This window comes from Parafrankia colletiae, assembly GCF_001854655.1.
In the GTDB taxonomy this organism is placed as follows: Bacteria; Actinomycetota; Actinomycetes; order Frankiales; family Frankiaceae; genus Parafrankia; species Parafrankia colletiae.
Genome location: NZ_MBLM01000136.1, coordinates 36,072 through 59,166, shown reverse-complemented (window position 1 = coordinate 59,166; position 23,095 = coordinate 36,072). Strand labels below are relative to the sequence as shown.

Here is a 23,095-nt window from a genome sequence, read left to right as displayed (position 1 = left end):
GCCCTCCGCGCGCGGCCGGTGGTGACATCGGCCGCGCGCAGCCCGAAACGCCCCCAGCCGGAACGCCCTCCCCCGCCGGTGCCCGACACCATCACCGGCGGGCAGCGACGGAGGCAACGATGGACGACGTCCCGCCACCCCTCCCGCTCCCCACCTCGTCCACCGGCACAGCACCGCCCACCGGCACAGCACCGCTGCCCGGCGCCGACACGGCCGAGGGTGCGCGGGCGATCGAGCACCCGGACCGCCGGCACCCGGACCTTCAGCACGAGGAAAGCTTTGTCGTGCGGCTGCTCATGGAGGGAAACGCGGTGCGCAGTACCAGCGTCCGGCACTCCCGCGGGGGCATCGAGGCACGCTGGCCGTCGTGGGCACCGGCGAATCTCACGACGTTCATCGAGGCCCACCTGACACATGTCATGCCGGGCGTCCACCATGACCCGCAGGCCGACCGCGCGGGCAGCGGCACCGGACCTGCGCCGGGCGGAGCCCACCTCCACGCGCGCGTCGAGCCGGCCGCACCGCGCGCTGGGTCACCTTTTGACATCTGGTTGGCGCTGCGCGTCGGCGGCCAGGCCCTTCCACCCTGGGGATCACTCGACTATTTCGCGGTGGCTCGGGTGGATCCCGTCGACGTCCCCGGAGCAGAAGGAAACGGGAACGGATTCGGCGGTGGTATCGACGTCGAATCCGTTGACACAGGAGCGCCGGTTCGACAACACCCGCCGCTGCACTCCCAGGGTGCCGTTCTCGCGCCATCCGTCACGATTCATCTGGCGAGCCCCGGACTGCCTCCCGGCCACTACAGTCTCGCCGCCGCCATAAGTCTGCGAATTCCCGGCGTCCGGCGGCCACTCGGCGTCACCGGTGCCGGCCGGGCGACCTTCGAGATCAGGAGCCACTGACCGCCCGCGGCCAGCCCCGCCCGCCGCATCTCCGCGCCCCCGGCTCGTTCCAGGCGGCCGCGGCGCGGTTCCACCGTGGGACGACCCCGCGAGCAGGAGGCCGGATCTCACTCCCGATCCGAGTGACCAGGCGGACGCCCAACTCATACCACCGAAGCCCAGGGCGGCACCCGCCGRCACGAGCGGCCCGTGCAGGATCTGGTGCCCGTCAGGAGCGGTACCTGCGGCGAAGGGCCCGGACGGCGGCGACCCACGCATACGGACCAGCTGGCCACGGAAGCGGACAACACGGCCAGCCGGTCAACCGACCACATCCAGGATCCTAATATCCCAGGTTCGAGCAGATGTACAGAAACCGGCGACAACTTGTCCCAAATTTGTTCCGGAGTAGCAAGGACAACGATCCGAACCCACCTCGCCAGTGTGGGAACCGACCCGGCGGATGCCCATCACGCGGCCGAGGCTAATCAAAACGAGAAACAGCTCGTTCCGCCGGAGGTCCGTAGTCAGATGATCGAGAAAGTCGCAGTTGAACACAAACCAGTGCTTCTGGTTGCATAGCTCCCCAGCGGGGCTACCGGTGTCAGGAGAGTCCCATACCCGACGAGAGCAAGTGGGACGCGATGACGCCGCGAGCACGAGATCTGCTCAACCGATCACGCGCGCTCCTGGGAGCCTCCCGCGACAGTGCGTCCCCGCCGCCCGACGCCGAGGTCGAGTCACGCGAACAGGCGTCCGAGCCAGCCGGCGACGGCAGCGGCGACGGCGACCGGCCGACCCCGCCGTCTGCCAGGGCCCGCACCCGGCCGGGGGTTCCCGCCGCCGGCGCACCGCAGCGCGGGCCGTCATCGCCCGCGCCCGCGCGGCCGGGCACGCCGACGGCGCCCGCGGGACGGATCTCGCGCACGGCGAGGTCGCACCGGGAGGGGACCGGCGCCGCGTCCGCCGCGGTCCGCAACGGTGCGGCGCAGGGCGCGGCGGGCAGCGGCTCCGACGCGCTCGCCGCGATCTGCGCGGACATCGCGCTGCGCGATCTGAACCTCGTCGACCTGTTGCTCTCCCAGCTCGAGGAGATGGAGGCGAAGGAGGAGGACGCCGACCGCCTCGCCGAGCTGTACCGTCTCGACCACCTCGCGGCGCGGCTGCGCCGCAACGCCGAGAACCTGCGCGTCCTCGCAGGCCACGACGCCAGCGAGGACACTGCCGACAGCACCGCGCTCGTCGACGTCGTCCGTGCGGCGATGTCGTCCATCGACCACTACTCCCGGGTGGTGATCGGCAGGGTGGTCTCGCTCGGTGTCATCGGGTTCGCCGCCGAGGACGTCGGGCGTGTGCTGTCCGAACTGCTGGACAACGCGACCAGGTCATCGCCGCCCACCGCGCCGGTGCGGGTCGGCGTCCACCTGACGGAAAGCGGCAGCGCGCTGTTGCGCGTCGAGGACGACGGCATCGGCTTCCCGCCGGAGCGGCTCGCGCAGATCAACGAGCGGCTGGCCGGCGAGCCGGTCCTGGACGATGATGCCGTCCGCCACATGGGTCTCGCTGTGGTCCACCGACTGGCGATCCGGCACGGCCTGCGGACGTGGCTGGACACCCGCCAGCCGCACGGCACGACCGCCTCGGTACTGATCCCGCCCGGCCTGATCTGCGAGCTGCCCGAGGGCAGCTGGTCGGGAGCCCAGACGGTGCAGCCCCGCCCCGCAGGTGCCGCGGGCAGGGGATTCCCGGTGCGGGGCAACGCTGCCCGGAACGACGCCACCGGGGGCGCCGACGAGTCCGCGGCGACCCAGGCGGCGGGCACCGGTTCCGCCGCGGGGCCTGGCTCCGGTCCACACAACGGCGGTCCACACGACGGCGCTTTCCGGCTGTCGGCCCTCAGCCGCTCCGCGGCCGTCGATCACGCCACCCACAGCACCACGGGACGGTCACCGAGCTCGCTGTTCGGCGGTCCAGGCTCTCCGCCCGCCGACACCGCTCCGGATGCCGCCCAACGGAGCGGCCTGCTCTCCGGGCCCCCGTCCACGGAGGCGCTGACGAGCGGGACAACGTCGACGGGCCTCCCCCGCCGGGTCTCCCGCAGCCTGCGGACCGCGGCCACCGACCAGCCCCCCGGCCCGCCCGGAGACTCGGGCAGCCCCACGACGGCCGGCACGCCCGGCCCGGACGCGGGCGAGACCGAGACACCGACCGACACGGCTGACACGACCGCGAGTGACGCGGCTGCGGATGGCGCGGGCAACGACACCGCGGGGCCGGATCCAGTCCGCGCCGAGGACGTCGATGCGACGGCGTCAGCTCCCACCGGCTCAGCCGGTCACGACACGGCTGCTCCCGGTCCCGACGGTCCCGGCAGCAACGGACTGAACGGTCATCGGACGCAGCCGACGACCCCGGGCGAGGACCGGGCCGCCGACCACGCAAGGCTGCTCGCGGACCTCGATGCCTTCACCGAAGGCGAACAGACTGCCCACCGGCACCAGCGAGGGGACTAGGAAATCAGTGACGGATCAGAGCAATCGCCCTGCGGACTTCGACTTCCGCTGGCTGATCAATGACTTCGTGGGCAAGGTCCATGGCGTCTCCCACGCCCTGATCCTCTCCGCCGACGGGCTGTCGCTGGCGGCGTCCGACGGCGTCTCGTCGGCCGAGCGTGACCAGCTCGCCGCGATCGCGAGCGCGATGATCAGCCTTGCCCGCAACAGCGCGCAGCTGTTCTCCAAGGGAACCTGTGAACAGATCATCGTGCGCATGTCCAAGGGCTACTTCCTGTTCATGGGCATCAACGACGGGGCCGGCCTCGCGGTGCTGACCGGGCCTGACTGCGACATGAAGGTCGTCGCCTACGAGATGACCCAGTTCGTCCTGCACGCCGGCCACGCCCTCACTCCGGACCGTCGCGCCGACCTGCGCCGCGTGCTGGTCGGCCCGCAGCTACCAGGCCTGAGCTGAGCGGATGCGGCAACGCGGCGCGTCAGACCCCCGCGGACCACACCGGGCGCGACGAACCAGGAACGTGAGACAGATGACCATGTCCGAAGACGCCGCGCAGAGCACACCGGAGAAGCGGGAGAGYCAGGAAAGGCAGGAGAAGCAGGAGAAACCGGGCCCGCGCAGCAGGCGGATCCGGCCGTACGCCCTCACCGGCGGGCGGACGAGGGCCCGGCACCACCTCCTGATGGAAACCATGGTCTCCGTTCCACGCTACGATCCGACGCTCAGCGAAACACTGATGCCGGAGTCCCGGGCGCTCTACGAGCGGGCACGGTCGCAGCTGTCGATAGCCGAACTGTCCGCGATGCTCGCCATTCCGCTCGGAGTGGTCCGTGTACTCATCAGCGATCTCGCCGCGCAGGGAGCCGTGCTGCTGCATCCCACAGCCCACACCTACCACCACGACCGCACCGTTCTGGAAAGGATCCTCAGTGGCCTGCGTGAGCTCCCGGTCTGACGGCCGCGGGATCCGGCACCCGGGCGGACGCCCGTGAACGGATTCCGTCTGGACGGCAGCGCCGCGGCTGTGGCCAGCTCCACCGGTCAGGCCGCTCCGACGGCCACCGCCGGCGACCCTCCGCCCGCGATCTCCGCGAAGATCATCATTGCGGGCGGGTTCGGGGTGGGCAAGACGACGCTGGTCCGGTCGGTGTCGGAGATCCCGCCGCTGAACACCGAGGCGTGGTTGACGGAGGCCGGCGAGGGCATCGATGACCTCACGCTGAGCGAGACGAAGCACACGACCACCGTGACCATGGACTTCGGCCGCATCTCTCTGTACCCGGATCTCATTCTCTATCTTTTCGGCACCCCGGGGCAGCCACGCTTCTGGTTCCTCTGGGACGACCTGTCACGGGGCGCGCTGGGCGCCATCGTCCTCGTCGACAGCCGGCGGCTCGAGCAGTCGTTCACCGCGCTGAACTACTTCGAGCACGACTCGACGGTTCCGTTCATCGTCGCCGTCAACCGCTTCGAGGGAAAGCTGTGGCACGACGTCGGCGACGTCCGGGAGGCTCTCGGCCTGCGCCCGGAGGTCCCCCTCGTCACCTGTGACGCCCGGGATTCGGCCTCGACCGGGCAGGTGCTGCGGGATCTGGTCGTTCACACTCTGGCGCTGGCCAGGTCCGCGGACCGGCCGGACACCGGATCCAGCGGCTAGTGCCGGGGCCGGTCGCGGCCATCAGCGGTGCCTCCGGTCCGGCTGCCGTCCGTGCAGGTCACGGCAAAAAGTGGGGGACTGTAGGGGTGTTCCGGATGATCTCTCCGAGTGAAGGTGAACGGGCACGTGGGACGGGGTCCCCCGACCGCCGCACGGCCTGCGCGGTCAGCTGACCGCGGCTCATCCACGCCATTCGGAACCGGGCACGCCTTACACGGGGTAGGTCCTCTCATGTCCATCAACCGCGGCGAGCCGTTCGTGTGCAGGCCGGCATGAAACCGGCGCCGTTCGACTACCTCAGCCCGCGGTCGCTGGACGAGGTGGTGCGCGCGCTCGCCGAGCATCCCGGCGCCCGGGTGCTCGCCGGGGGGCAGAGCCTGCTGCCGGCCATGGCCCGGCGCGCGCTGCGCCCATCGCTGCTGGTGGACCTGCGGGCCGTGCCGGACCTGGACCGGATCGAGCGGACGGCACACGCGACCCTGCTCGTCGGCGCCCGGGTGACCCAGCGGCAGGTCGAGCGGGATCAGGTGGTCGGGCAGGAGTGCCCGCTGCTGACCGAGGCCGTCCGTCGGGTCGGGCATCCGCAGACCCGCACCCGCGGCACGGTCGTCGGCGGCGTGGTCCATGCCGACCCGGCCGGCGAGCTGCCCGCCGTGCTGGTAGCCCTGGACGGTGTGGTCCACGCCCGCGGTCCGCACGGCACCCGCCGGATCGACGCCGCCGGTTTCTACCTGGGTGCGGGCCACACAGCCCTGCACCCTGACGAGGTGGCCGTGGCGGTCGAGCTCCCGCTCTCGCCACGGTTCCCGGGCCGTGCGCCGGACACCGGGGAGGGTGCCGTGGCTGTGGGAGCCGCCTGTGTCGAGGTCGCGCCGCGGGCCAACGCAGCACTGTGCGGGGTGCTCGCCCAGGTCGGCGTCCGGGACGACGGCACGATCACCGCGGCCCGGATCGCGCTGTTCGGCGTCGCGGACCGGCCGGTGCGGGCGCGGCGGGCGGAACGGGCCGTCCTCCGCGGCGGATCCCCCAGCTGCGGTGGCCACCCGGACGAGGAACACCCGAACGCGGGCTACCCGGGTGAGGTCGTCGGGGAGCTGGTCAGCCGGGCGCTGCGGCAGGCAGTCCGGCGGGCGCACCGGCAGCCGTCTCGGCAGACACCCCCGCCGGCCGGCCGGGAAGCCCCGCGGGAGCCCCATGAGTGACCACCGCATCGGGACGACGGTGAACGGGACCCGGCACGAGGTCGACGTCCCGGCCCGGCTGAGCCTGGCCGACCTGCTGCGCGACCGGCTCGGCCTGAGCGGGACACATCTCGGGTGCGAGCAGGGCTACTGCGGCAGCTGCACCGTCCTGCTCGACGGGGCAGCGGTGCGCAGCTGCCTGGTCCTCGCCGTGCAGGCCGACGGCGCCGAGGTCACCACGATCGAGGGCGTGGCGCCGCCGGACGGCCCGCTCGACCGGGTACAGGCGGCCCTGCGCGAGCACCACGGGCTGCAGTGCGGCTTCTGCACGCCGGGCATCGTGCTCACCCTGCGCCACCTGCTCGACCAGCCGTCCCCGCCGGACGAGGCGGAGCTGCTCGCCRCACTCGACGGCCACCTGTGCCGGTGTACCGGCTACGTCAACATTCTCCGGGCTGCCCGCTCACTGGTGAGAACCGGGCCGGAGGGCCGGACATGACGGATGCCGTGGGGGCGCAGGATCCCCCCGGGGCGCCGGGTCCCCTCGGGGCGCCGGGTCCCCTCGGGGCGCCGGTGCGCCGGCGGGAGGACGACCGCCTGCTGCGCGGGCACGGCCGGTTCGTGGCGGACATCCGCCTGCCCGGTCAGCTGACCGCCGTGTTCGTCCGCAGTCGGCGGACGCACGCCGTGCTGCGCGCGGTGGACGTCACCGCGGCACGGCGGGATCCGCGAACGGTGGCGGTGGTCACAGCCGCCGACTTCCCGGACGGCCCGCCGCTGCTGCCCAGTGCCAGCGGCCCGGTGCCGGGGCTGGTCTCCGCCCAGCCGGCGCTGGCGATCGACCGGGTGCGCTATGTCGGTGAGCCGGTCGCGGTGGTGGTCGCCGCCGACCGCTACATCGCCGAGGACATCGCCGAACTGGTCACCGTCGACTACGAGCCGCTGCCCGCCGTGGTGGATCTCGACACGGCCCTGCGGCCGGATGCCCCGGTGCTGCATCCGGAAGACGGCAGGGCAGGCGGCGGAGTGCCCGCCGGGGCAGGTGGCGAGGCGGACGGATTTCCGGGACGCCCGAGCCCTGCGAATGTCGAGCAGGTCGTCCGGGCTGTCCGCGGGGACGTGGTGGCGGCGCTCGCGGCGGCGCCGTGCACCTTCTCCGTCCGCCTGTCGCTGGCCCGGCAGGCGGGCACGCCGCTGGAGACCCGGGGGCTGGTGGCGGCCTGGGACGCCACCGCGGGACGGCTGACCCTGTGGACGTCCACGCAGATCCCGCACGGGGTGAAGGACGCGGTGCGCACGGCGCTCGGCCTGCCGGCGGACGCGGTCCGGGTGGTGCTGCCGGACGTCGGCGGGGCGTTCGGGACGAAGATGCAGCCCTACCCCGAGGAGTTCGTGGTCGCCTGGCTGAGCCGGCGGCTGGGCCGGCCGGTGGCCTGGGCCGAGGACCGGGCCGAACATCTGGTGGCGACGACGCACGGGCGCGACCAGCGTCACGACGTCGAGGTCGGGCATGACGCGGACGGGCGGATTCTCGCGGTCCGTGACCGGATCGCCAGCGACATCGGGGCCTACTCGTTCACCAACGCGGCGTCCGAGGCGATCGGCACTCCCGCGGCGGTCCCCGGCCCCTACCGGGTGCCGGCCTACGCCGCCGAATCGCTGGCGGTGTTCACGAACAAGACCCCGTCGGGCTCGTTCCGCGGGGTCGGGGTCGCGCCGGCGACGTTCGTGATGGAGCGGATCATCGATCTGGTGGCGGCCCGGGTCGGGGCCGACCCGGCCGAGGTCCGGCTGCGCAACCTGGTCGGGCCGGAGCAGATGCCGTTCGACTCCGGCACCACGTTGCATCTTTCCGCGGTGTCGATCCCCTGGCCGCCCTACGACAGCGGCGACTACCCGGCCCTGCTGCGCCGGGCGCTGGAGCTGGCGGGTTACGAGGAGCTGCGCCGGGAGCAGGCCCGCCGGCGTTCCGCCACCGACACCGCCACCGCCACCGACGCCGACGGGCCGGGCCGGTGGCCGCTGGGGATCGGCCTCGGCATGTTCGTCGAGCCGAGCGGCGGCGGGACGGCGGAGCTGTCCCGGGTGCGGGTCGACGAGGAGGGCACGGTGGAGGTCACCGCCGGGATCGCGCCCAGCGGCCAGGGCCACGAGACGATGCTCGCCCAGATCGTCGCCGACGAGCTGCGCCTGCCCGTCGAGGACGTCGTGGTCCGGCTCGGCGACACCGACCGGGTGCGCTGGGGCGCGGGCACGATGGCCAGCCGTTCGGCGTCGGTGGGCGGCGGGGCAGCTCGGCTCGCCGCCCGGGAGCTGCGCGGGCGGGCGCTGCGGGTCGCGGCGTCCCTGCTCGGGGTGCCGGTCACGGACGTCACGCTGACCGGCACCGGGTTCGCCCGCACCGACGGAACCGGCCCCGTCCTCCCCTGGCGGGAGGTCGCCCGCGCGCACCGGCGCGCCGATCCGGACAGGCCGGCCGGGAGCGACGACGGCGGCCGGACCGAGGCCGAGACCGGGACCGGGACGACCGGGGAGGGGGCGCAGACAGGGGAACGGGAGCTGGCTGCCGAGGTGGAGTTCCGGCCGGCGGGCACGCCGTTCGGCTACGGGGTCCACGTGTCGGTGGTCGAGGTCGACCCGGGCACCGGCGCGGTGGTGCCGCTGCGCCACCTGGCGCTCGACGACTGCGGCACGGTCGTCAACCCGCTGCTGCTGGCGGGCCAGGTCCACGGCGGGATCGGGTTCGCGATCGGCGATGCGCTGCTCGGAAGCGTCCGGTACACGCCCGACGGGGCACCGGTGGATCCCGCCGCCGGCTATCCGCTGCCCACGGCGAGCGGCATGCCGGCCCAGCTGCGGGTGCACCATGCGGACGTCCCGGCGCGCACGCCGTGGAACGCGGACGGGGTGAAGGGGGCGGGTGAGGGCGGGGTGATCGGCGGCACGGCGGCGATCGCGAACGCCGTCGCCGACGCGATCGCCGCCGCGGCCGGCACGCCCCGGCCACCGGTGCCCGATCCGCAGGCGGCGGACCCGGGGACGGTGACCCGGCTCCCGCTCACCCCGCCGGAAGTCCTCCGGCTGCTGTCACTGCGCCGGGCGGTGACGAGCACCGGCGGCCGGCGGCCGCTGACCGGCCCCGCGACCGAGGAGGAAGATTGACGGCTCCCGACCACGCGCGGGTGCTGGCCGCCATCGACCGCCAGGCCGGACGGATCGCAGCGCTGAGCGAGGCGATCCTGCGCGATCCCGAGACCGGCTTCCGGGAGGTCCGGACCGCGGCCCGGGTCGAGGCGGAGCTGCGGGCGATGGGGCTGCGACCCGAGACGGAGCTCGCGATCACCGGGGTGCGGGCCCGGCTGCGGGGGCGCTGCCCCGGGCCGACCGTCGCGATCATCGGGGAGCTGGACGCGCTGGCCGTCCCGGATCACCCGTTCGCCGGAGCGGCCACCGGCGCCGCCCATGCCTGCGGGCACAACGCGCAGGTCGCCGCGATGATCGGCGCCGGACTGGGGCTGGCCGAGGTGATGGGCGACCTCGACGGCGACGTCGTGCTGTTCGCGGTGCCGGCCGAGGAGACCATCGAGGTCGGCTGGCGGCTGGAGCAGCGGGCCGCCGGCCGGCTGGAGTTCATCATCGGCAAGCCGGAGCTGATCCGCCTCGGCGCGTTCGACGACGTCGATCTGGCGATCACCTCGCACGCCACCGTGTCGACGCCGGACGGCCCGAGCATCGAGGTCCTCGGCGGGGCCGGCGCGAGCGCCAACGGGGCGGTGACCAAGCACGTGGTGTTCCGCGGCCGGGCCGCGCACTCGGGCCACGAGCCGTGGGCGGGGGTGGACGCGCAGAAGGCGCTCACCGTGGCGACCGTGGCAATCGACGCGCAGCGCGAGACGTTCCGCGACGCCGACCACGTCCGGGTGCACTACACGATCAGCGCCGGAGGGAACGCGATCAGCAGCGTGCCGGCCGAGGCCCGACTGGAGATCATGGTGCGGGCGGCGACGGTGGACGGGCTGCGCGACGCCTCGGGCAAGGTGGACCGGGCGCTGCGGGCCGGTGCGCAGGCCCTCGGGGCGTCCGTGGAGATCACCACGGCCGCCGGGTACTTCCCGCTGGAGGCCGACCCGGGCGGCGCGGAGCTCGCCGCCGCGGCGGCGCGGGCCGCGGTCGGCGCCGGGCAGGTCCGGGTGCACGAGATCACCGGGCATTCCGGGGTGAGCACGGACGTGGCGGACCTGGCGCGGGTCATGCCCGTGCTGAGCGTGCTGTCCGGCGGAGCCACCCCCGGGTACGGCCCGCACAGCAGTGGCTTCTACATCGCCGACTCCGACCGCGGCGTCATCGCCCCGGCGAAGGCGATGGCGCTGCTGACCGTCGAGCTGCTCCGGGACGGCGCGGCGCGGGCCCGCGCGCTGACCGCCGCCCGCCCGCGGATGTCCCGCGACGAGTACGTGGCCACCCGGCGTTCCCTGGAGGGCGCCGAGACCTACCCGTCGGCCCCGTCGGCCCCGCCGGCCGGCGGCGGGGCCGCGCGCAGCCGCGCGGTGGCGGCGTCGTCCACGGTGCCGGTGGCCGGGTCGAGGACCACGCCGTAGACGTCCAGGGCGGCCGCTGCCGAGACCAGGCCGTCGCGGACGTCGGTGGCGACCGCGGCGGGAAGCCGCTGGTGCGGGTCGCCGTAGCCGCCGCCGCCCGAGGTGTGGATCTCGACGACGTCCCCTCGGTTCAGCTGGATCAGCGAGTTGGTCAGCGGCTCGCTGACCCGCCCGTCGGCGTGGTGCACCAGGCCGCGGTTCGCCGGCGCCGGGTGGCCCCCGGCGACGCCGAACGGCGCGGTGAGGCCGAGCGTGCCGGACCCGATGCACAGGACGTCGACGTCGTCCTGGTCGATCCGCCAGAAGGACACCCCGCCGAGCCCGCCGCGCCACTGCCCCGCACCCGCAGAGTCGGTCTCGTACTCCTGGCGCAGGACGGTGGTGGGGGCGGCGATCTCGTGCAGTTCGACGTCGACCTCCCGCCCGCCGCCCATCGCCACCGGCGGGCCGACGACGTCCCAGCCGTCGAAGCCGGCGGTGGCGCCCGAGCCGCCCTTGAGCGCCCCGGTCACCCCGAACGGCCGGCCGGTGCGGGCGTGGACTCCCATCGCGGCGAAGGCATAGCCCCGGCACCAGGCGGCGTGCGTCGCCTCCGGATCCGCCCGGGCGATCGCCGCCCACACGGTCTCGACGATCGTCTCGCAGGCCGTCACCGTGCACAGGGAGGTTGCCGCCGGTTCCACCGCGTGCACGATCGTGCCCGGGGTGGTGACGATGTCGATCGCCGCCAGCGCGCCGCTGGTGCGGCGCTGGCCCGGGTCCGTCACGGCGAACAGGCCGATCAGCACTGAGGCGGCCGTGTTCGCGTAGGTGGAGTTGGCGTAGCCGACGACCTGCGGGTCGGACTCGGTGAAGTCGAAGGTGGCGTGCTCGCCGCGGATGGTCAGGGTGAGCCGGACGGCGATCGGCTCCCGGTGGTGGGCGCCGCCGTCGTCGAGGTAGCGGACGGCCCGGTACGCCCCGTCGGGGAACCGGCCGATCTCGGCGCGCATGTGCCGGCGGGAGGCCTCGAGCTGGTAGTCGATCGCGGCGCGCACCGGCTCGACCCCGAACGTGTCGAGCATGGTGACCAGTTCACGCTCGCCGATGGTGGCCGCGCCGATCTGGCAGAGCAGGTCGGCCTCGACCATGTCGCGCAGCCGCAGGTTCAGCAGAATCAGGTCCCAGACGTCGCGCTGGCGCTCGCCGCGGTGGTACAGCCGGACCGGCGGGATCCGCAGCGCGTCCTCCCAGCAGTTCTGGGCATACGGGTTGTAGCCCACCACGGTGCCGCCGACGTCGACGTGGTGCCCTTTGGTCACGCTCCAGAACCGCAGCACGCCCTGGTGGAACACCGGCTTCATGATCGTGATGTCGGGCGGGTGGTTGTTGCCGTGGTAGGGGTCGTTGAGGATGAACACGTCGCCGTCGTGGACGTCGCCGGCGAAGCGGCCGACGATGCCCGCGTAGGCRCTGGGCAACGAGCCGGCGAGCACCGGGATGTAGTCCTTGGTCGCGACCCAGTCGCCGTCCGCGGTGAAGATGCCGGTGACGAAGTCGCGGCTCTGGAACACCATCGAACGGCACGAGCGCAGCATCGCGTCGGCCATCTGCTCGGCGATCGCGTGCAGCCGGTTGTCGACGACGCTGGCCAGGACCGGATCCGGCCCGCCGCCCGGCACCGGCGGCTCCAGCGACGCCGGCAGCACCGGCGGCTGGAGAGGCGCAGGCAGCGCTGTCACGGCGCCGCACCGATCGCGACCGCGCCGGCGGGCACAGCGCCGGCGGGCACAGCGGGCCGCGGGTCGGCGCCGCGGCGGAGGCGGTCGAGGACGGCGTCCAGGGCCTCGGTGGCGGGGTGGACGAGCGCGCTGCCGTCGTCCGCCAGCTCGGCGACGAAGCCGGGCGGGACGACCAGGGTCGTCGTCGGATGCGCGAACAGCGCGGGCCCCTCCACTCGCCGATGTGCGGGCAGGGTCTCCAGGTCGTACACGTCCACCTCCCGGTAGCCGCCCTCGAACCAGGCCTGCCGCCGGGCGATCGGCACGGCCGCGCCGGACACCCGCCGCGGCGGCGACGGGGACGGCGGCGCGGCGGGCGCCCGGGCGAGCAGGCGCACGTTGACGAACTCCACGGCAAGCTCCGGCTGGGCGTAGCCGTACCGCTCCTCGTGCTCGAGGTGGAAGCGGGCGAGCAGGTCGGCCACGGCGGCGGCGTCCGGACGCGTGCCGTCGGCGAACGCCACCGAGATCTCGTGCACCTGGCCGACGTAGCGCACGTCGGCGAACCGGGTGTAGGAGACGGCGCCGGTGGCGCCCTGTTCCCGCAGGTCCGCCTCGGCCTGCTGGACCAGCCCGTTCAGGGCCTGCTCCAGCACGGTCGCGGGCGGGTGCGGATCACGCCCGGCGAACGAGTGGACGTAGTAGCGGACCAGGTCGGCGTGCAGCATCCCGCGGGCGCACAACACCGACGCCGCCCCCGGCACGACGACCAGCGGGACACCGAGCTCGCGGGCCATCTCCACCGCGTGGGACGGACCGGCGCCGCCGGCGGCGACCAGGGCGAAGCGCCGCGGGTCCAGGCCGCGGCGCACCGTGGACAGTCGCAGCCGGTCCGCCATGGCGGCGTTGACCGTTCGGTGGATGCCGGCGGCGGCCTCGGTGAGCCCGATGCCCAGCCGCTCGGCGAGGGCGCCGACGGCGCTGGCCGCCGCGGCCCGCGAAAGCCTGATCCCGTCGCTGAACGCCGCCTCGTCGAGGTAGCCGAGGAGCAGGTCGGCGTCCGTCACCGTCGGTTCCGTCCCGCCGCGGCCGTAGCTGGCCGGCCCGGGCCGGGCCCCGGCGCTGCGCGGGCCGACGCGCAGCATGCCGCCCGCGGTCGCCCAGGCCACCGACCCGCCGCCGGCCCCGATCGTGGCGATGTCGAGGATCGGCAGGCAGATCGAATGCCCGCCGAGCACCCCCTGACTCGTCGTCTCGGTCCGCCCGCGCCGGGACAGGCTCACCTCGAAGCTGGTGCCGCCCATGTCCATCGCCATCGCCTGCGGCAGGCCGAGCGCGGCCAGGACCGGCGCGACCGCCGCCGGGCCACCGGCCGGCCCGGACAGCAGGGTCTCCACGGCCCGCTCGGCGGCCCGCGGCAGGCTGACCACCCCACCGTTGGACTGCAGGACGAGCACCGGCCGGCGGTAGCCGAGGTCCGCCAGCCGGCGGGCCAGCCGCTCGGTGTAGCCGCGCAGGATCGGGCCCACGTAGGCGTTGAGCGCGGTCGTCGTGGTCCGTTCGAACAGCCGTACCTCGGGCACCAGCCGGCAGGACGCGGTGACGAACACCCCGGGCAGCTCGGCTTCGAGGATCTCGGCCGCCCGCCGCTCGTGGTCGGGGGCGAGGTAGGAGAACAGGAAGCTGACGGCGACCGCCTCCACCCCGGCAGCGCGGAAACGCCCGGCGGCGCGGCGGACGTCCTGCTCGTAGAGGGGGGTGACGACCGTTCCGGTGCTGTCGACCCGTTCGCGCACCGTCTCGATGAGGTGACGGGGCACCAGCGGCGGCGGTGGGGCCGCCTTCGAGGCGAACTGGTCGTCCCGGCTGCCCTGCCGGGCCAGGATGACGTCGCGCAGGCCCTCGGTGGTCAGCAGCCCGGTGCGGGCCCCGGTGCCGGTGAGCAGCGCGTTGGTCGTGATGGTGGTGCCGTGCACGAGCAGGTCGGTGCCGGCGAGCAGGTCGCGGACCTCCCGCCCCTCGGCCGCGGCCAGGGCGTGCAGGCCGGCGACGAAGCCGACGGTCGGGTCCTCGGGGGTGGAGCTCGTCTTGTGGACGAGCTGGGTCCCGTCGGGCCGGCGCAGCACCAGGTCGGTGAACGTCCCCCCGACGTCGACCGCGATCCGGTACCCGACGCCGGGGCCGGGGTCCGCGCCAGGGCCGGTTCCGGGGTCCGGGGCGGTCATCCTGCCGGCCACGGCGGGTCGGGGATGGAGCGGCGCAGCTCCGGGGCGACGTCACTGGCGAAGATCTCGAAGCTCTCCCGCCGAAGGGCGTCGCTGAGCCCCTCGGTCTCGACGCTGAAGATCTGCGCGCGGTGGCCGAGGTGCTCGACCTCGCGGTGCACCTTCTCGATGATCTGCGCGGGGCTTCCGATCAGCGCCGGGCTGCGCTCGACGAAGTCCTCGAGGGTGGGAAAGTCGGGCGACGCGCCGATTCCGATGGCGGTGCGCAGCCGCGCCTCGTAGACCGGCCGGAAGTCGGCGAGGGCCTGCTGCGAGGTACGCGCGCAGTAGAAGGCGGGGGTGCCGGCGCCGGCGTAGCGGCGGGCGGGGTCACGGCCGCGGTCGGCCCACTGCTCGGCGTAGCGGTCGGCGAGCCAGGCGTACTTCGCGGTCGGCAGCGACGCGTTCGAGTACATGACCGGGTCGCCGTACTCGGCGGCGAGGTCCACCGAGTCGGTGGAGGTGCCGCTGCCGTGCCAGATCCGCGGCCGGTCCTGCAACGGGCGCGGCAGGGTCGTGACCCCGTGCAGCGGCGGACGGAACGTTCCCTGCCAGGTGACGTCGCGCTCGGTCCACAGCCGGTGCAGCAGCCGGAACTTCTCGTTCAGCGCGTCGCGTGCCTGCTCGCGGGTGAGCCCGAACAGCTCGGCCTGCTGCGGCCCGGCGCCCTTGCCGATGACCAGCTCGACCCGCCCGCCGGAGAGGTGGTCGAGCGTGGCGTAGTCCTCGGCGACCCGTACCGGGTCGAGCACCGACAGCAGCGTCACCCCGGTGAACAGCCGGATCGTCGACGTCAGCGCGGCGATGTGGCTGAGGACCACGGTCGGGGCGGTGGCCAGGARCGGTGTGTGGTGGCGTTCCCCGATCCCGAAACCGTCGAAGCCCAGCTCCTCGAAGAACACCGCGTAGTCGACCGCCCGGCGCAGCACCTCCGTCTCGGTCGGGATCCGCCCCGTGGCCAGGTCGGGCAGTTGCGCGAGTGCCGACAGGCCGATGAACTTCACGTGAGCACCTCCGTGCTTGCTGCTTTTCGGTGCGCCGTTGCCTCTGCGCGCCGGTCAGGCCGGGCGAACCGTGTTCGGATCGCGGAGAGCGTGCGGAACCGTGCCCGGGGGCGGGAAGTGGATCACTTTCTGCGGCACAAACCGGATGGCGATCCGAGAATTGTCGTCCACATCGTGCAGTTCGCCCAGGTATTTCAGGGTCAGTTCGTCGGCGAGCGGGTTCCCGTCCACCTCGAGCACTTCGGCGAGTCCCCGGATCTCCACCGAGGTGTACGGGTCCTCGCGGTCGTAGAGCGACAGGTTGACCCGTGGGTCGCGGGATATGTTCCGCTCGGTCCGCCGTCCGACATGTGTTGTGAAGAAGAGGATGTCGCCGTCCCGCTTGACCAACAGGATCGACGAGTGCGGACTACCGTCCTCGTTCACCGTGGCGATGACCGGAAGATTCTTCGCGTCGAGCATTTCTTTGGTCTTCTCGTCCAGTGTCGCGGCCATAGGGCGACGGTAGCATCGCCCACCCCGGAGCTAACCCCCTCATMCCCCCTTGTCGCGTCGCTCCGACACCCACCCGACCCGCCATATCGGCCGACGCGGCAGGGACGGCGAATCCCACCGATTCTCTCCGGAGAACCGGGGCCGGCTGCCGGCCGATATCACGGGCGACGCGAGGCGGTAACGCTTCAGGGGATGTCGAGGGCGGTGCCGTAGAGCCGCGAGACCCTGATCCTGATGACGAGGCGCCGGTCGGCGGCCATGTTGCGCAGGAAGGCCTGCTCGTCGGCTGGGTCCTCGAAGGCCGGCGCCAGGGCGARCAGCTCCCGGCCGGCCTCGTCCCCCGGCGTCGTACTCACCTCGGAGAGCTCGGCCTCGCCCTCTGCCACCACGAACGACACGAAGTCGGCGGTGCTGACGTACAGCGACGCCCGGGGATCACGACGCAGATGGCGCACCTTCAGCCGGTCGGCGGTCGTGCTGATCCGGACCGTCCGGCCCGCCGGGTCCCACACGTAGGCGACGGTCGAGAGCTGCGGGGTGCCGTCCCGCCTCGTGGTCGCCAACGCACCCACCTGATGCGCGGCGAGCAGCCGCACCAGGCCGTCCTCGGCAAGGACCACCGGCCCCGGCCCGCGGCCCGGTCCGTACGCCACCGGCTGATCGGTCGTGCTCACGTGGCTGCCTCCCGCTCGGGACGACCGGGACTCCGGCCATGGCCGGTCATCCGCCCGTCACCGTCCAGACCAGACTGTGTACCGCACCGGTGAGGTCCTGGATCGCGTAGCCCAGCACCAGGCCTGCGTCGTTGATGTCGACCGCGTAGCTCTGCGTGAAGCCGCTCGGGATCCCCAGGTCGATCAGCCGCCCGTTCTTCCACAGGGTGGCATGCGCACGGCCGTCGGACGCGCTCGCCCAGCCCGCGGCCTGCCCCGACTCGTTGACGGCGATCGCCTCGCTGCTGCTGCCGCCGCGCAGGACACCGAGGTCGGTCAGCCGGCCGTTCGTCCAGCGCACCGCGTGCCACCCGGTCTGGGTGCTGCTGCGGCCGACGACCACGCCCGCGTCGCTGATGTCGCGGACCTCGGTCTCCAGGCCGGCCAGTGTCCCGATGTCCGTCAGCGCGGCCGCGCGTCCGTTCCTCGGCGGCGTCCAGACGAAGCCGTGCGTGTAGTTCGGGCTGCGGGTGAGCGCACCGTTGCCGACGAGCTGGCCACCGTCGTTGAGGTCGACGGCGGTGGTCGTCAGGCCGAACGACCCGACGTCCACCGTGCCGGTGCGGGTCCAGACGAAGGCCCGGTCCTGGCCGTCCGTGCCACGGCCGGTGCCGAACACCTGGCCGGCGTCATTGAGCCCCACCGCGTTGGTGACCGGGAAGGGCGCCACGGCGGTCCGGGTTCCGTTGTCCCACAGCGCGGGACTGCCGCCCTCCTGGAGCAGCACCTGACCCGGGTCGTTGATGGCGAGCGGATGGCTGTTGCCGCCGGGTGCGGAGATGTCGGTGGGCGTACCGGCGTCCCAGCGCAACGAGTGGCGGGTGCCCCCGACCGTGGTGAAGCCGGCCACCTGGCCCTGGTTGTTGATGGCCACCGGGAAGCTGAACGCGCCGGGGTCGGCGGTCGGGGCGGGCAGCGGCGTCCGGGTTCCCTGCGACCAGGTGAACGCCTGGAAGGGCTGCGGGCCGCCGAGCAGGCCGTAGCCGGCCACCACGCCCTGATTGTTGAGATCCTCCGGGAACAGGCTGGCCGCGAGGAGGTCCGGCGCGCCGAGGTCGGTCACCGTCACCCGCGGTGCCCCACCGCCCGCCGGCGCGGTGGCCGCGCTCGCCACGCCGGCCCCGCCGACGGCCGCCACCGAGCCGACCAGGGACAGTGTGATCGCCAGTCCGGCCACGCGCGCCCGGCGCCTGACCCACCGCGAGGGTGGTACCGCCGTCTCGGACGGCAGGATCCGTGTAGGGAGCATCGTGCGATGGTGGCACCGCGGGCGCGCCGCGAACTCCCCTAATCACCCCTTTTCTCACGCACCGGCGAGGCTGTGCAGACAGGCCACCAGGCTGCGGGCCTGGACGTTGACGTAGTGGCTGTGTCGCAGCAGCCCGACGAGCTGGTGCAGGGTCAGCCAGCGATGGTCCGGTCCGGTGTCCAGGGCCGCTCCGGCGCCCGCGTCCAGCTCGATGATCAGATAGCGGTTCAGCGCGTGGTAGAAGCGGCCGCCCTCCTCGGAGAGCGCCGCCTCGAAGAGGATCTCCTCGGGACGGGCGGCCAGCACCCGGTCGAGGAACCGGGGCCGGGCCGCCGCCGGGAGCCACCCGTAGTTCTCCTCGTTGCACTGGACGGTCGGGGCGAGCTCGACCACGTCGAAGTAGCCGGGCTCGACCCGGGCGTGCACCAGGGCGTGCAGCACCCCACCGAACCGGGTGACCAGGAAGGCCACGATTCCGGTTCCCACCGGTTCGATCATCGGCTGGGTCCAGCTGGCGACCTCCCGGTGCCCGGTGCGCACATCGACGCCGATCACGCGGAAGAACAGGCCGGCCTCGTGTTCGATCGCCGTCGCGGTGTGCCGCCAGGAGGTGACGTCGGCCAGCGGAATCCGCTGCGCCCGGACCTGGTTGCGGGTCCGGGCGTCCGTCACCCAGCTCAGGATCTCACCGGTGGGGTGCCGGCCGGCCTCCTCCTGGCTGGACGAGCGCAGCACCGCTGTCTGCAGGCTGTCGACCGCGGCCGGGAACGTGGTCGCCAGCTGGACCGCGGCGAACGGCAGGCAGGACAGCACGGTGCGCGAGTCCATGTTGACGATGTCGTCCTCGGCGAGCAGCCGGTGCAGCTGGCCCAGGGTGAGCCAGCGGAACCCGTCCAGCAGCGGGACCTCGTCCTGAACCTCGACGACGACGTTCCGGTTGCGTTTCTGGTAGAACCAGGAGCCCTGTTCTGACTGGAGCGCGTCGGCGATGACTGTGCCCGGATCCGCGGAACGGAAGTACTCCAGGTAGGGAACAGCGGCGCCGCCGTGTACTCCGGTGTAGTTGCTCCGGGTCGCCTGCACCGTTGGGGACAGCTGCACGCCGCCGGCGTTGCCCGGCTCGTTCTTCGCCTGCATGAGAAAGTGCAGGACGCCGTCGAACTCCTTGGCCAGGATACCCAGAATTCCGATCTCGGGCTGGTTGATGATCGGCTGGGTCCAGCGCGGTACGGGCCCGTCCGAGTGGTTCACTGACAACCCCTCGACCACGAAGAACTTCCCGCTGTCGTGACCGATGTTGCCGGTGTGCGGGTCCTCGCTCCAGCGGTCGAGATCCGCAAGATCGATCCGGCGCACCTGGGCCACGTCGACCTGGCGGCGTTCCTCGAACCAGGTCCGGAACTCCGCCAGCGAGAGCACCCCCTCCGGAGTGAGCGCCGACTCGGTGATCCGCARCACCGTCCTGTGGTTGTCCGTCTGGAAGGCGACTGGTGTCGGCGAAATCCTGGACACGGAAACTCCTCACCTGCGGCCCGGCCAGATATCCGACCGGGCCACGGTAGCCCGTAGCGACGCCCCGCTCTTTCAATGATGAAAGACGGAAAAGCGCATGGCCAGAATCGCCGGAGACACAGGGGAGGGTTAGGGGAATTCTCGTCCGAACATGCCGGTCGACTGGGGTCGATGGTAGGGGTGCCGAGAGGACACCCGTCCCGCGCATCCGCCGCGGGCGCCTCGTGCGCTGCCAGCGACGTGGCTACCACCGTCATGCACGTCACGTACGGCCGGGGCGGGCGAGCCGGCCGACACGAACGGGATCACCCGAAGGCCCTTATGAACCCCCTGACTTTATCCGGACTGATCGGCGACGGTGGTTCCTGTGGCAGCATCCCCGGGGACGTTCCCGGACCCTCCGGCGGGAATTTCACCTCCGGTCGACCCGTGTCCGGGCCGCCACCGGAAAGGCGGCGAGGACGAAGCAGGAGGTGGGATGTCCGCTCCAGGTGGCCTGCGGGTTGAGCATCTGGTTGATCCGCTCGGTCTGACCGTGTCGGCCCCGCGGCTGAGCTGGTGGCTCCCGGAGGGGGCCACCAGGCAGGTGGCCTACCAGGTTCGTGGTGCGGTGGATGGTGTGGGCTGGGACGGTGGCCGGGTCGTTTCGGGTGACAGTTTGTTCGTTCTTTATGGTGGTCCGCCGTTGCGGTCGGGTCAGCGGGTGACGTGGGCGGTGCGGGTGTGGACGGATGCGGGGGAAAGTGCGTGGTCGCCGGCCGCGTGGTGGGAGACGGGATTGTTGGAGTCGGCGGACTGGGTGGCGTCGTGGATTCGGCCTGACGAGGGTGCGGTGGTGCCGCCGGCTGGTGGGCGGCCGGGGTATCTGTTGCGGGGCGATGTTCTGTTGGGTGGGCGGGTGCGCCGGGCGCGGTTGTACGCGACGGCTCACGGTCTGTACGAGGTGTTCCTGAACGGGGTCAGGGTGGGCGACGCCGAGCTGGCTCCGGGTCCGGCTGCCTATCGGACGCGGCTGCCTGTGCAGGCCTATGACGTCACCGAGCTGGTCACCGTGGGGGTGAACGTGATCGGTGCGGTTCTGAGTGATGGCTGGTATCGGGGGCGGACGTGTTATCACCGTCTGCCGGACGGGTTCGGGAAGCGTACGGCGTTCCTTGCCCARCTTCAGGTGGAGTACGAGGACGGCAGTACTGCTGTGGTGGGTACGGGTCCGGCCTGGCTTGGCGCGTCGGGTGCGATCAGGGCCGCTGATCTGTTCGACGGGCAGGAGACCGATTTTGGTCTCGACCGGCCTGGTTGGAACCTGCCGGGGGCGGACCTGGCTGGCTGGTCACCGGTTCTTCCCGCCGACGGGGCTGATCAGACCGACGGGCCGGGCGGGACCGACGGGGCTGACAGGCCCGGCGGGGCTGGCAGGACGGCCGGTGTGACCGCTGCGCGGCTGGTGTCGTCGCCGGCACCGCCGGTACGCCGGTTGGAGTATCTGCGTCCGGTGTCGGTGACCCGGATTGGTCCGGACCGGCAGGTGGTGGACTTCGGGCAGAACATCCATGGCTGGGTGCGGCTGTCCCGGCTCGGGCCGGCGGGCACGTCGCTGCTGCTGACCCACGCCGAGGCCCTGGACCCCGCCACCGGTGACGCCGACCCGTCCACGGGCAGGGCGACGCTGCTCTGGTACGAGCCGCCGCGTGGTATCCAGGGCGACCGCGTGGTCTCCGCAGGTCGGGCGGGTGACGTGTTCGAGCCGCGGCACACCCGGCATGGTTTCCGTTACCTGCGGATCGAGGGGCATCCCGAGGAGATCACCCCGGACGACGTCTCCGCGGTCGCCGTCGGCTCCGATCTTCCTCGCACCGGCTGGTTCCGGTGCAGCGACGAACAGATCAACCAGCTCTACGAGACAGCCTTCTGGACGCTGCGCAACCTGCACTGGGGCTTCCCGACATCCGAGATCACCCGCGAGTGCGCGGGCTGGACGGACTGGGGCTACAACGTTCCCGCCGCTGCGCTGGTGCATGACGTCTCCGGTCTGAGTGTCTCCTGGTTGCGGGATCTCGCGGCCGACCAGTGGCCGGACGGGACGATCAGGAACTACGCCCCCGACCCCCTCGGCCCGCGTAGCCTGACCGCGAGCCTCGCGATCCCGCACGGGCAGGCCGGCTGGGCGGACGCCGCCGTCGTCGTCCCGTGGGAGATCTGGCGGGTCTACGGCGACCAGGGTGTACTCGCCGAGCAGTACCCCTCCATGGTCGCCTGGGTCGACCATGTGGCCACTGTCGCCCGCGACCACCGCCACGCCACCCGGCAGGCGGACCGGCCCGACCCCGCATCCCACGAACAGTTCCTCTGGGACACCGGCTACCACTTCGACGAGTTCCTCGAACCCAGGCCGCGGCAACATCCCGAGGGTGGCGGTTCCGGCCCGGGAGCGGACATCTCGTGGATTCTCCGTTCCCACTCGTTGTCGGAACTCGACGTCCTCACCGCCTCCGTCGTGCGGCATGTGGAGTCCGTGGACCACGGAGTCTTCGCGACGGCCTACTTCCACCACTCCGCCAGCCTGCTCGCACRCATCGCCGCGATTCTCGACCGGCCCGCGGACGCCGACAGGTACCGCACACTCGCCGCCGACATCCGCGCCGCCTGGCAGGCCGAGTTCATCGCCCCCGACGGCACGCTCACCGTCGAGACCCAGGCCACCTACGTCCGGGCCCTCGCGTTCGGTCTGGTGCCCGACGAGCTGCGGGAACGCACCGCCAGCCGGCTCGTCGAGCTGATCCGGGCAGCCGGCACCCACCCCGGCACAGGCCTGCCCTCCACCCGGCTGCTGCTCCCCGTCCTGGCCGACAACGGTCACCTCGACCTCGCCTACGAACTGCTGTTCCAGGACACCGAGCCGTCCTGGCTGACCACCCTGCGCCGCGGCGGCACGACCTTCCCGGAGAGCTGGGACGGCATCGGCGCCGACGGCACCGCCCGGCTGGCGCAGAACGTGGGCGCCCGCGCGAGCGTCGTCGAGTTCCTGCACGGCTACATCGCCGGCATCCAGTCCGCCGACGACCCCGAGAACCCCGGCTACCGCCGGTTCCGGGTCGCCCCCCGCCCCGGCGGCGGCCTCACCTGGGCCGAAGCCCACCACACCTCGCCCTACGGACGCATCGAGACCTCCTGGCGCCTCGACGGGGACCAGTTCACCCTCACCGTGACCGTGCCCGCCGGCACCACCGCCGAGATCGCCCTGCCCGACGGCTCCCGCACCCTGGCCGGCCCCGGCACCTCGACCCACACGGTTCGCACTCCCAGGCCGGCCGCGGCGAGCTGACA

17 protein-coding genes are annotated in these 23,095 nt (G+C 72.8%); 10 read left to right on the top strand and 7 right to left on the bottom strand.

All coding sequences use genetic code 11. The features are described from left to right. Window positions 1-119: 119 nt before the first annotated feature. The 9 genes from CC117_RS23160 (at window position 120) to CC117_RS23120 (ending at window position 10,834) form a co-directional block, all read left to right on the top strand. On the top strand, window positions 120-905 hold the full coding sequence (locus CC117_RS23160) for a hypothetical protein (protein WP_071087558.1): 786 nt from the start codon (window positions 120-122) through the stop codon (window positions 903-905). Between the two features lie 623 nt (window positions 906-1,528). Further along, window positions 1,529-3,397 (top strand): ATP-binding protein, encoded by a 1,869-nt coding sequence (locus CC117_RS23155; protein ID WP_071087556.1) that lies wholly within the window; start codon window positions 1,529-1,531, stop codon window positions 3,395-3,397. 7 nt (window positions 3,398-3,404) lie between these two features. Further along, window positions 3,405-3,854 (top strand): roadblock/LC7 domain-containing protein, encoded by a 450-nt coding sequence (locus tag CC117_RS23150; RefSeq protein WP_071087555.1) that lies wholly within the window; start codon window positions 3,405-3,407, stop codon window positions 3,852-3,854. 73 nt (window positions 3,855-3,927) lie between these two features. Continuing rightward, complete coding sequence (locus CC117_RS23145) at window positions 3,928-4,353, top strand: DUF742 domain-containing protein (protein WP_198541955.1); 426 nt, start codon at window positions 3,928-3,930, stop codon at window positions 4,351-4,353. 69 nt (window positions 4,354-4,422) lie between these two features. Then, window positions 4,423-5,055, top strand: coding sequence for a GTP-binding protein (locus tag CC117_RS23140; protein ID WP_206744824.1), 633 nt, complete (start codon window positions 4,423-4,425; stop codon window positions 5,053-5,055). A 272-nt stretch (window positions 5,056-5,327) separates the two neighbouring features. After that, window positions 5,328-6,257 (top strand): FAD binding domain-containing protein, encoded by a 930-nt coding sequence (locus CC117_RS23135; protein ID WP_071087611.1) that lies wholly within the window; start codon window positions 5,328-5,330, stop codon window positions 6,255-6,257. Next, window positions 6,250-6,735, top strand: coding sequence for a (2Fe-2S)-binding protein (locus CC117_RS23130; protein ID WP_071087553.1), 486 nt, complete (start codon window positions 6,250-6,252; stop codon window positions 6,733-6,735). The genes CC117_RS23135 and CC117_RS23130 overlap by 8 nt, the downstream gene beginning before the upstream one ends. After that, window positions 6,732-9,398: a xanthine dehydrogenase family protein molybdopterin-binding subunit gene (locus CC117_RS23125; protein ID WP_071087550.1), complete on the top strand. Its 2,667-nt coding sequence runs from the start codon at window positions 6,732-6,734 to the stop codon at window positions 9,396-9,398. The genes CC117_RS23130 and CC117_RS23125 overlap by 4 nt, the downstream gene beginning before the upstream one ends. Then, window positions 9,395-10,834 carry an amidohydrolase gene (locus CC117_RS23120; protein WP_084132632.1) on the top strand — a complete coding sequence of 480 codons (1,440 nt, stop codon included), beginning with the start codon at window positions 9,395-9,397 and terminating at the stop codon, window positions 10,832-10,834. The genes CC117_RS23125 and CC117_RS23120 overlap by 4 nt, the downstream gene beginning before the upstream one ends. On the opposite strand, the gene CC117_RS23115 is transcribed toward CC117_RS23120, so the two are convergent. From CC117_RS23115 to CC117_RS23085, 7 genes are all read right to left on the bottom strand, one after another. Next, complete coding sequence (locus tag CC117_RS23115; RefSeq protein WP_241830343.1) at window positions 10,726-12,555, bottom strand: hydantoinase B/oxoprolinase family protein; 1,830 nt, start codon at window positions 12,553-12,555, stop codon at window positions 10,726-10,728. The two genes, CC117_RS23120 and CC117_RS23115, sit on opposite strands and share 109 nt — an antisense overlap. After that, window positions 12,552-14,759 (bottom strand): hydantoinase/oxoprolinase family protein, encoded by a 2,208-nt coding sequence (locus CC117_RS23110; protein ID WP_084132638.1) that lies wholly within the window; start codon window positions 14,757-14,759, stop codon window positions 12,552-12,554. The genes CC117_RS23115 and CC117_RS23110 overlap by 4 nt, the downstream gene beginning before the upstream one ends. Continuing rightward, the gene (locus tag CC117_RS23105) at window positions 14,756-15,802 is read right to left on the bottom strand and encodes an LLM class flavin-dependent oxidoreductase (RefSeq protein WP_071087544.1); all 1,047 of its coding nucleotides are present in this window, start codon (window positions 15,800-15,802) and stop codon (window positions 14,756-14,758) included. Before CC117_RS23105 ends, CC117_RS23110 begins: the two co-directional genes overlap by 4 nt. Before the next feature lie 54 nt (window positions 15,803-15,856). Next, window positions 15,857-16,297: a TIGR03618 family F420-dependent PPOX class oxidoreductase gene (locus tag CC117_RS23100; protein WP_071087542.1), complete on the bottom strand. Its 441-nt coding sequence runs from the start codon at window positions 16,295-16,297 to the stop codon at window positions 15,857-15,859. Between the two features lie 185 nt (window positions 16,298-16,482). Further along, the gene (locus CC117_RS23095; protein WP_116287874.1) at window positions 16,483-16,971 is read right to left on the bottom strand and encodes a PPOX class F420-dependent oxidoreductase; all 489 of its coding nucleotides are present in this window, start codon (window positions 16,969-16,971) and stop codon (window positions 16,483-16,485) included. Window positions 16,972-17,017: 46 nt separating this feature from the next. Next, window positions 17,018-18,187 (bottom strand): HAF repeat-containing protein, encoded by a 1,170-nt coding sequence (locus CC117_RS23090; protein ID WP_241830342.1) that lies wholly within the window; start codon window positions 18,185-18,187, stop codon window positions 17,018-17,020. Window positions 18,188-18,313: 126 nt separating this feature from the next. Beyond that, complete coding sequence (locus CC117_RS23085; protein WP_084132629.1) at window positions 18,314-19,771, bottom strand: NDP-hexose 2,3-dehydratase family protein; 1,458 nt, start codon at window positions 19,769-19,771, stop codon at window positions 18,314-18,316. Window positions 19,772-20,249: 478 nt separating this feature from the next. Here CC117_RS23085 and CC117_RS23080 point away from each other — a divergent pair, with 478 nt between their 5' ends. Beyond that, complete coding sequence (locus CC117_RS23080; RefSeq protein WP_071087539.1) at window positions 20,250-23,093, top strand: family 78 glycoside hydrolase catalytic domain; 2,844 nt, start codon at window positions 20,250-20,252, stop codon at window positions 23,091-23,093. Window positions 23,094-23,095: the final 2 nt, after the last annotated feature.

Excerpts from the sequence above, each read along its gene's own strand:
- CC117_RS23160 (WP_071087558.1), top strand. The coding sequence starts at position 120 with ATGGACGACGTCCCGCCACCCCTCCCGCTCCCCACCTCGTCCACCGGC.
- CC117_RS23155 (WP_071087556.1), top strand. The coding sequence starts at position 1,529 with ATGACGCCGCGAGCACGAGATCTGCTCAACCGATCACGCGCGCTCCTG.
- CC117_RS23135 (WP_071087611.1), top strand. The coding sequence starts at position 5,328 with ATGAAACCGGCGCCGTTCGACTACCTCAGCCCGCGGTCGCTGGACGAG.
- CC117_RS23125 (WP_071087550.1), top strand. The coding sequence starts at position 6,732 with ATGACGGATGCCGTGGGGGCGCAGGATCCCCCCGGGGCGCCGGGTCCC.
- CC117_RS23110 (WP_084132638.1), bottom strand. The coding sequence starts at position 14,759 with ATGACCGCCCCGGACCCCGGAACCGGCCCTGGCGCGGACCCCGGCCCC.
- CC117_RS23100 (WP_071087542.1), bottom strand. The coding sequence starts at position 16,297 with ATGGCCGCGACACTGGACGAGAAGACCAAAGAAATGCTCGACGCGAAG.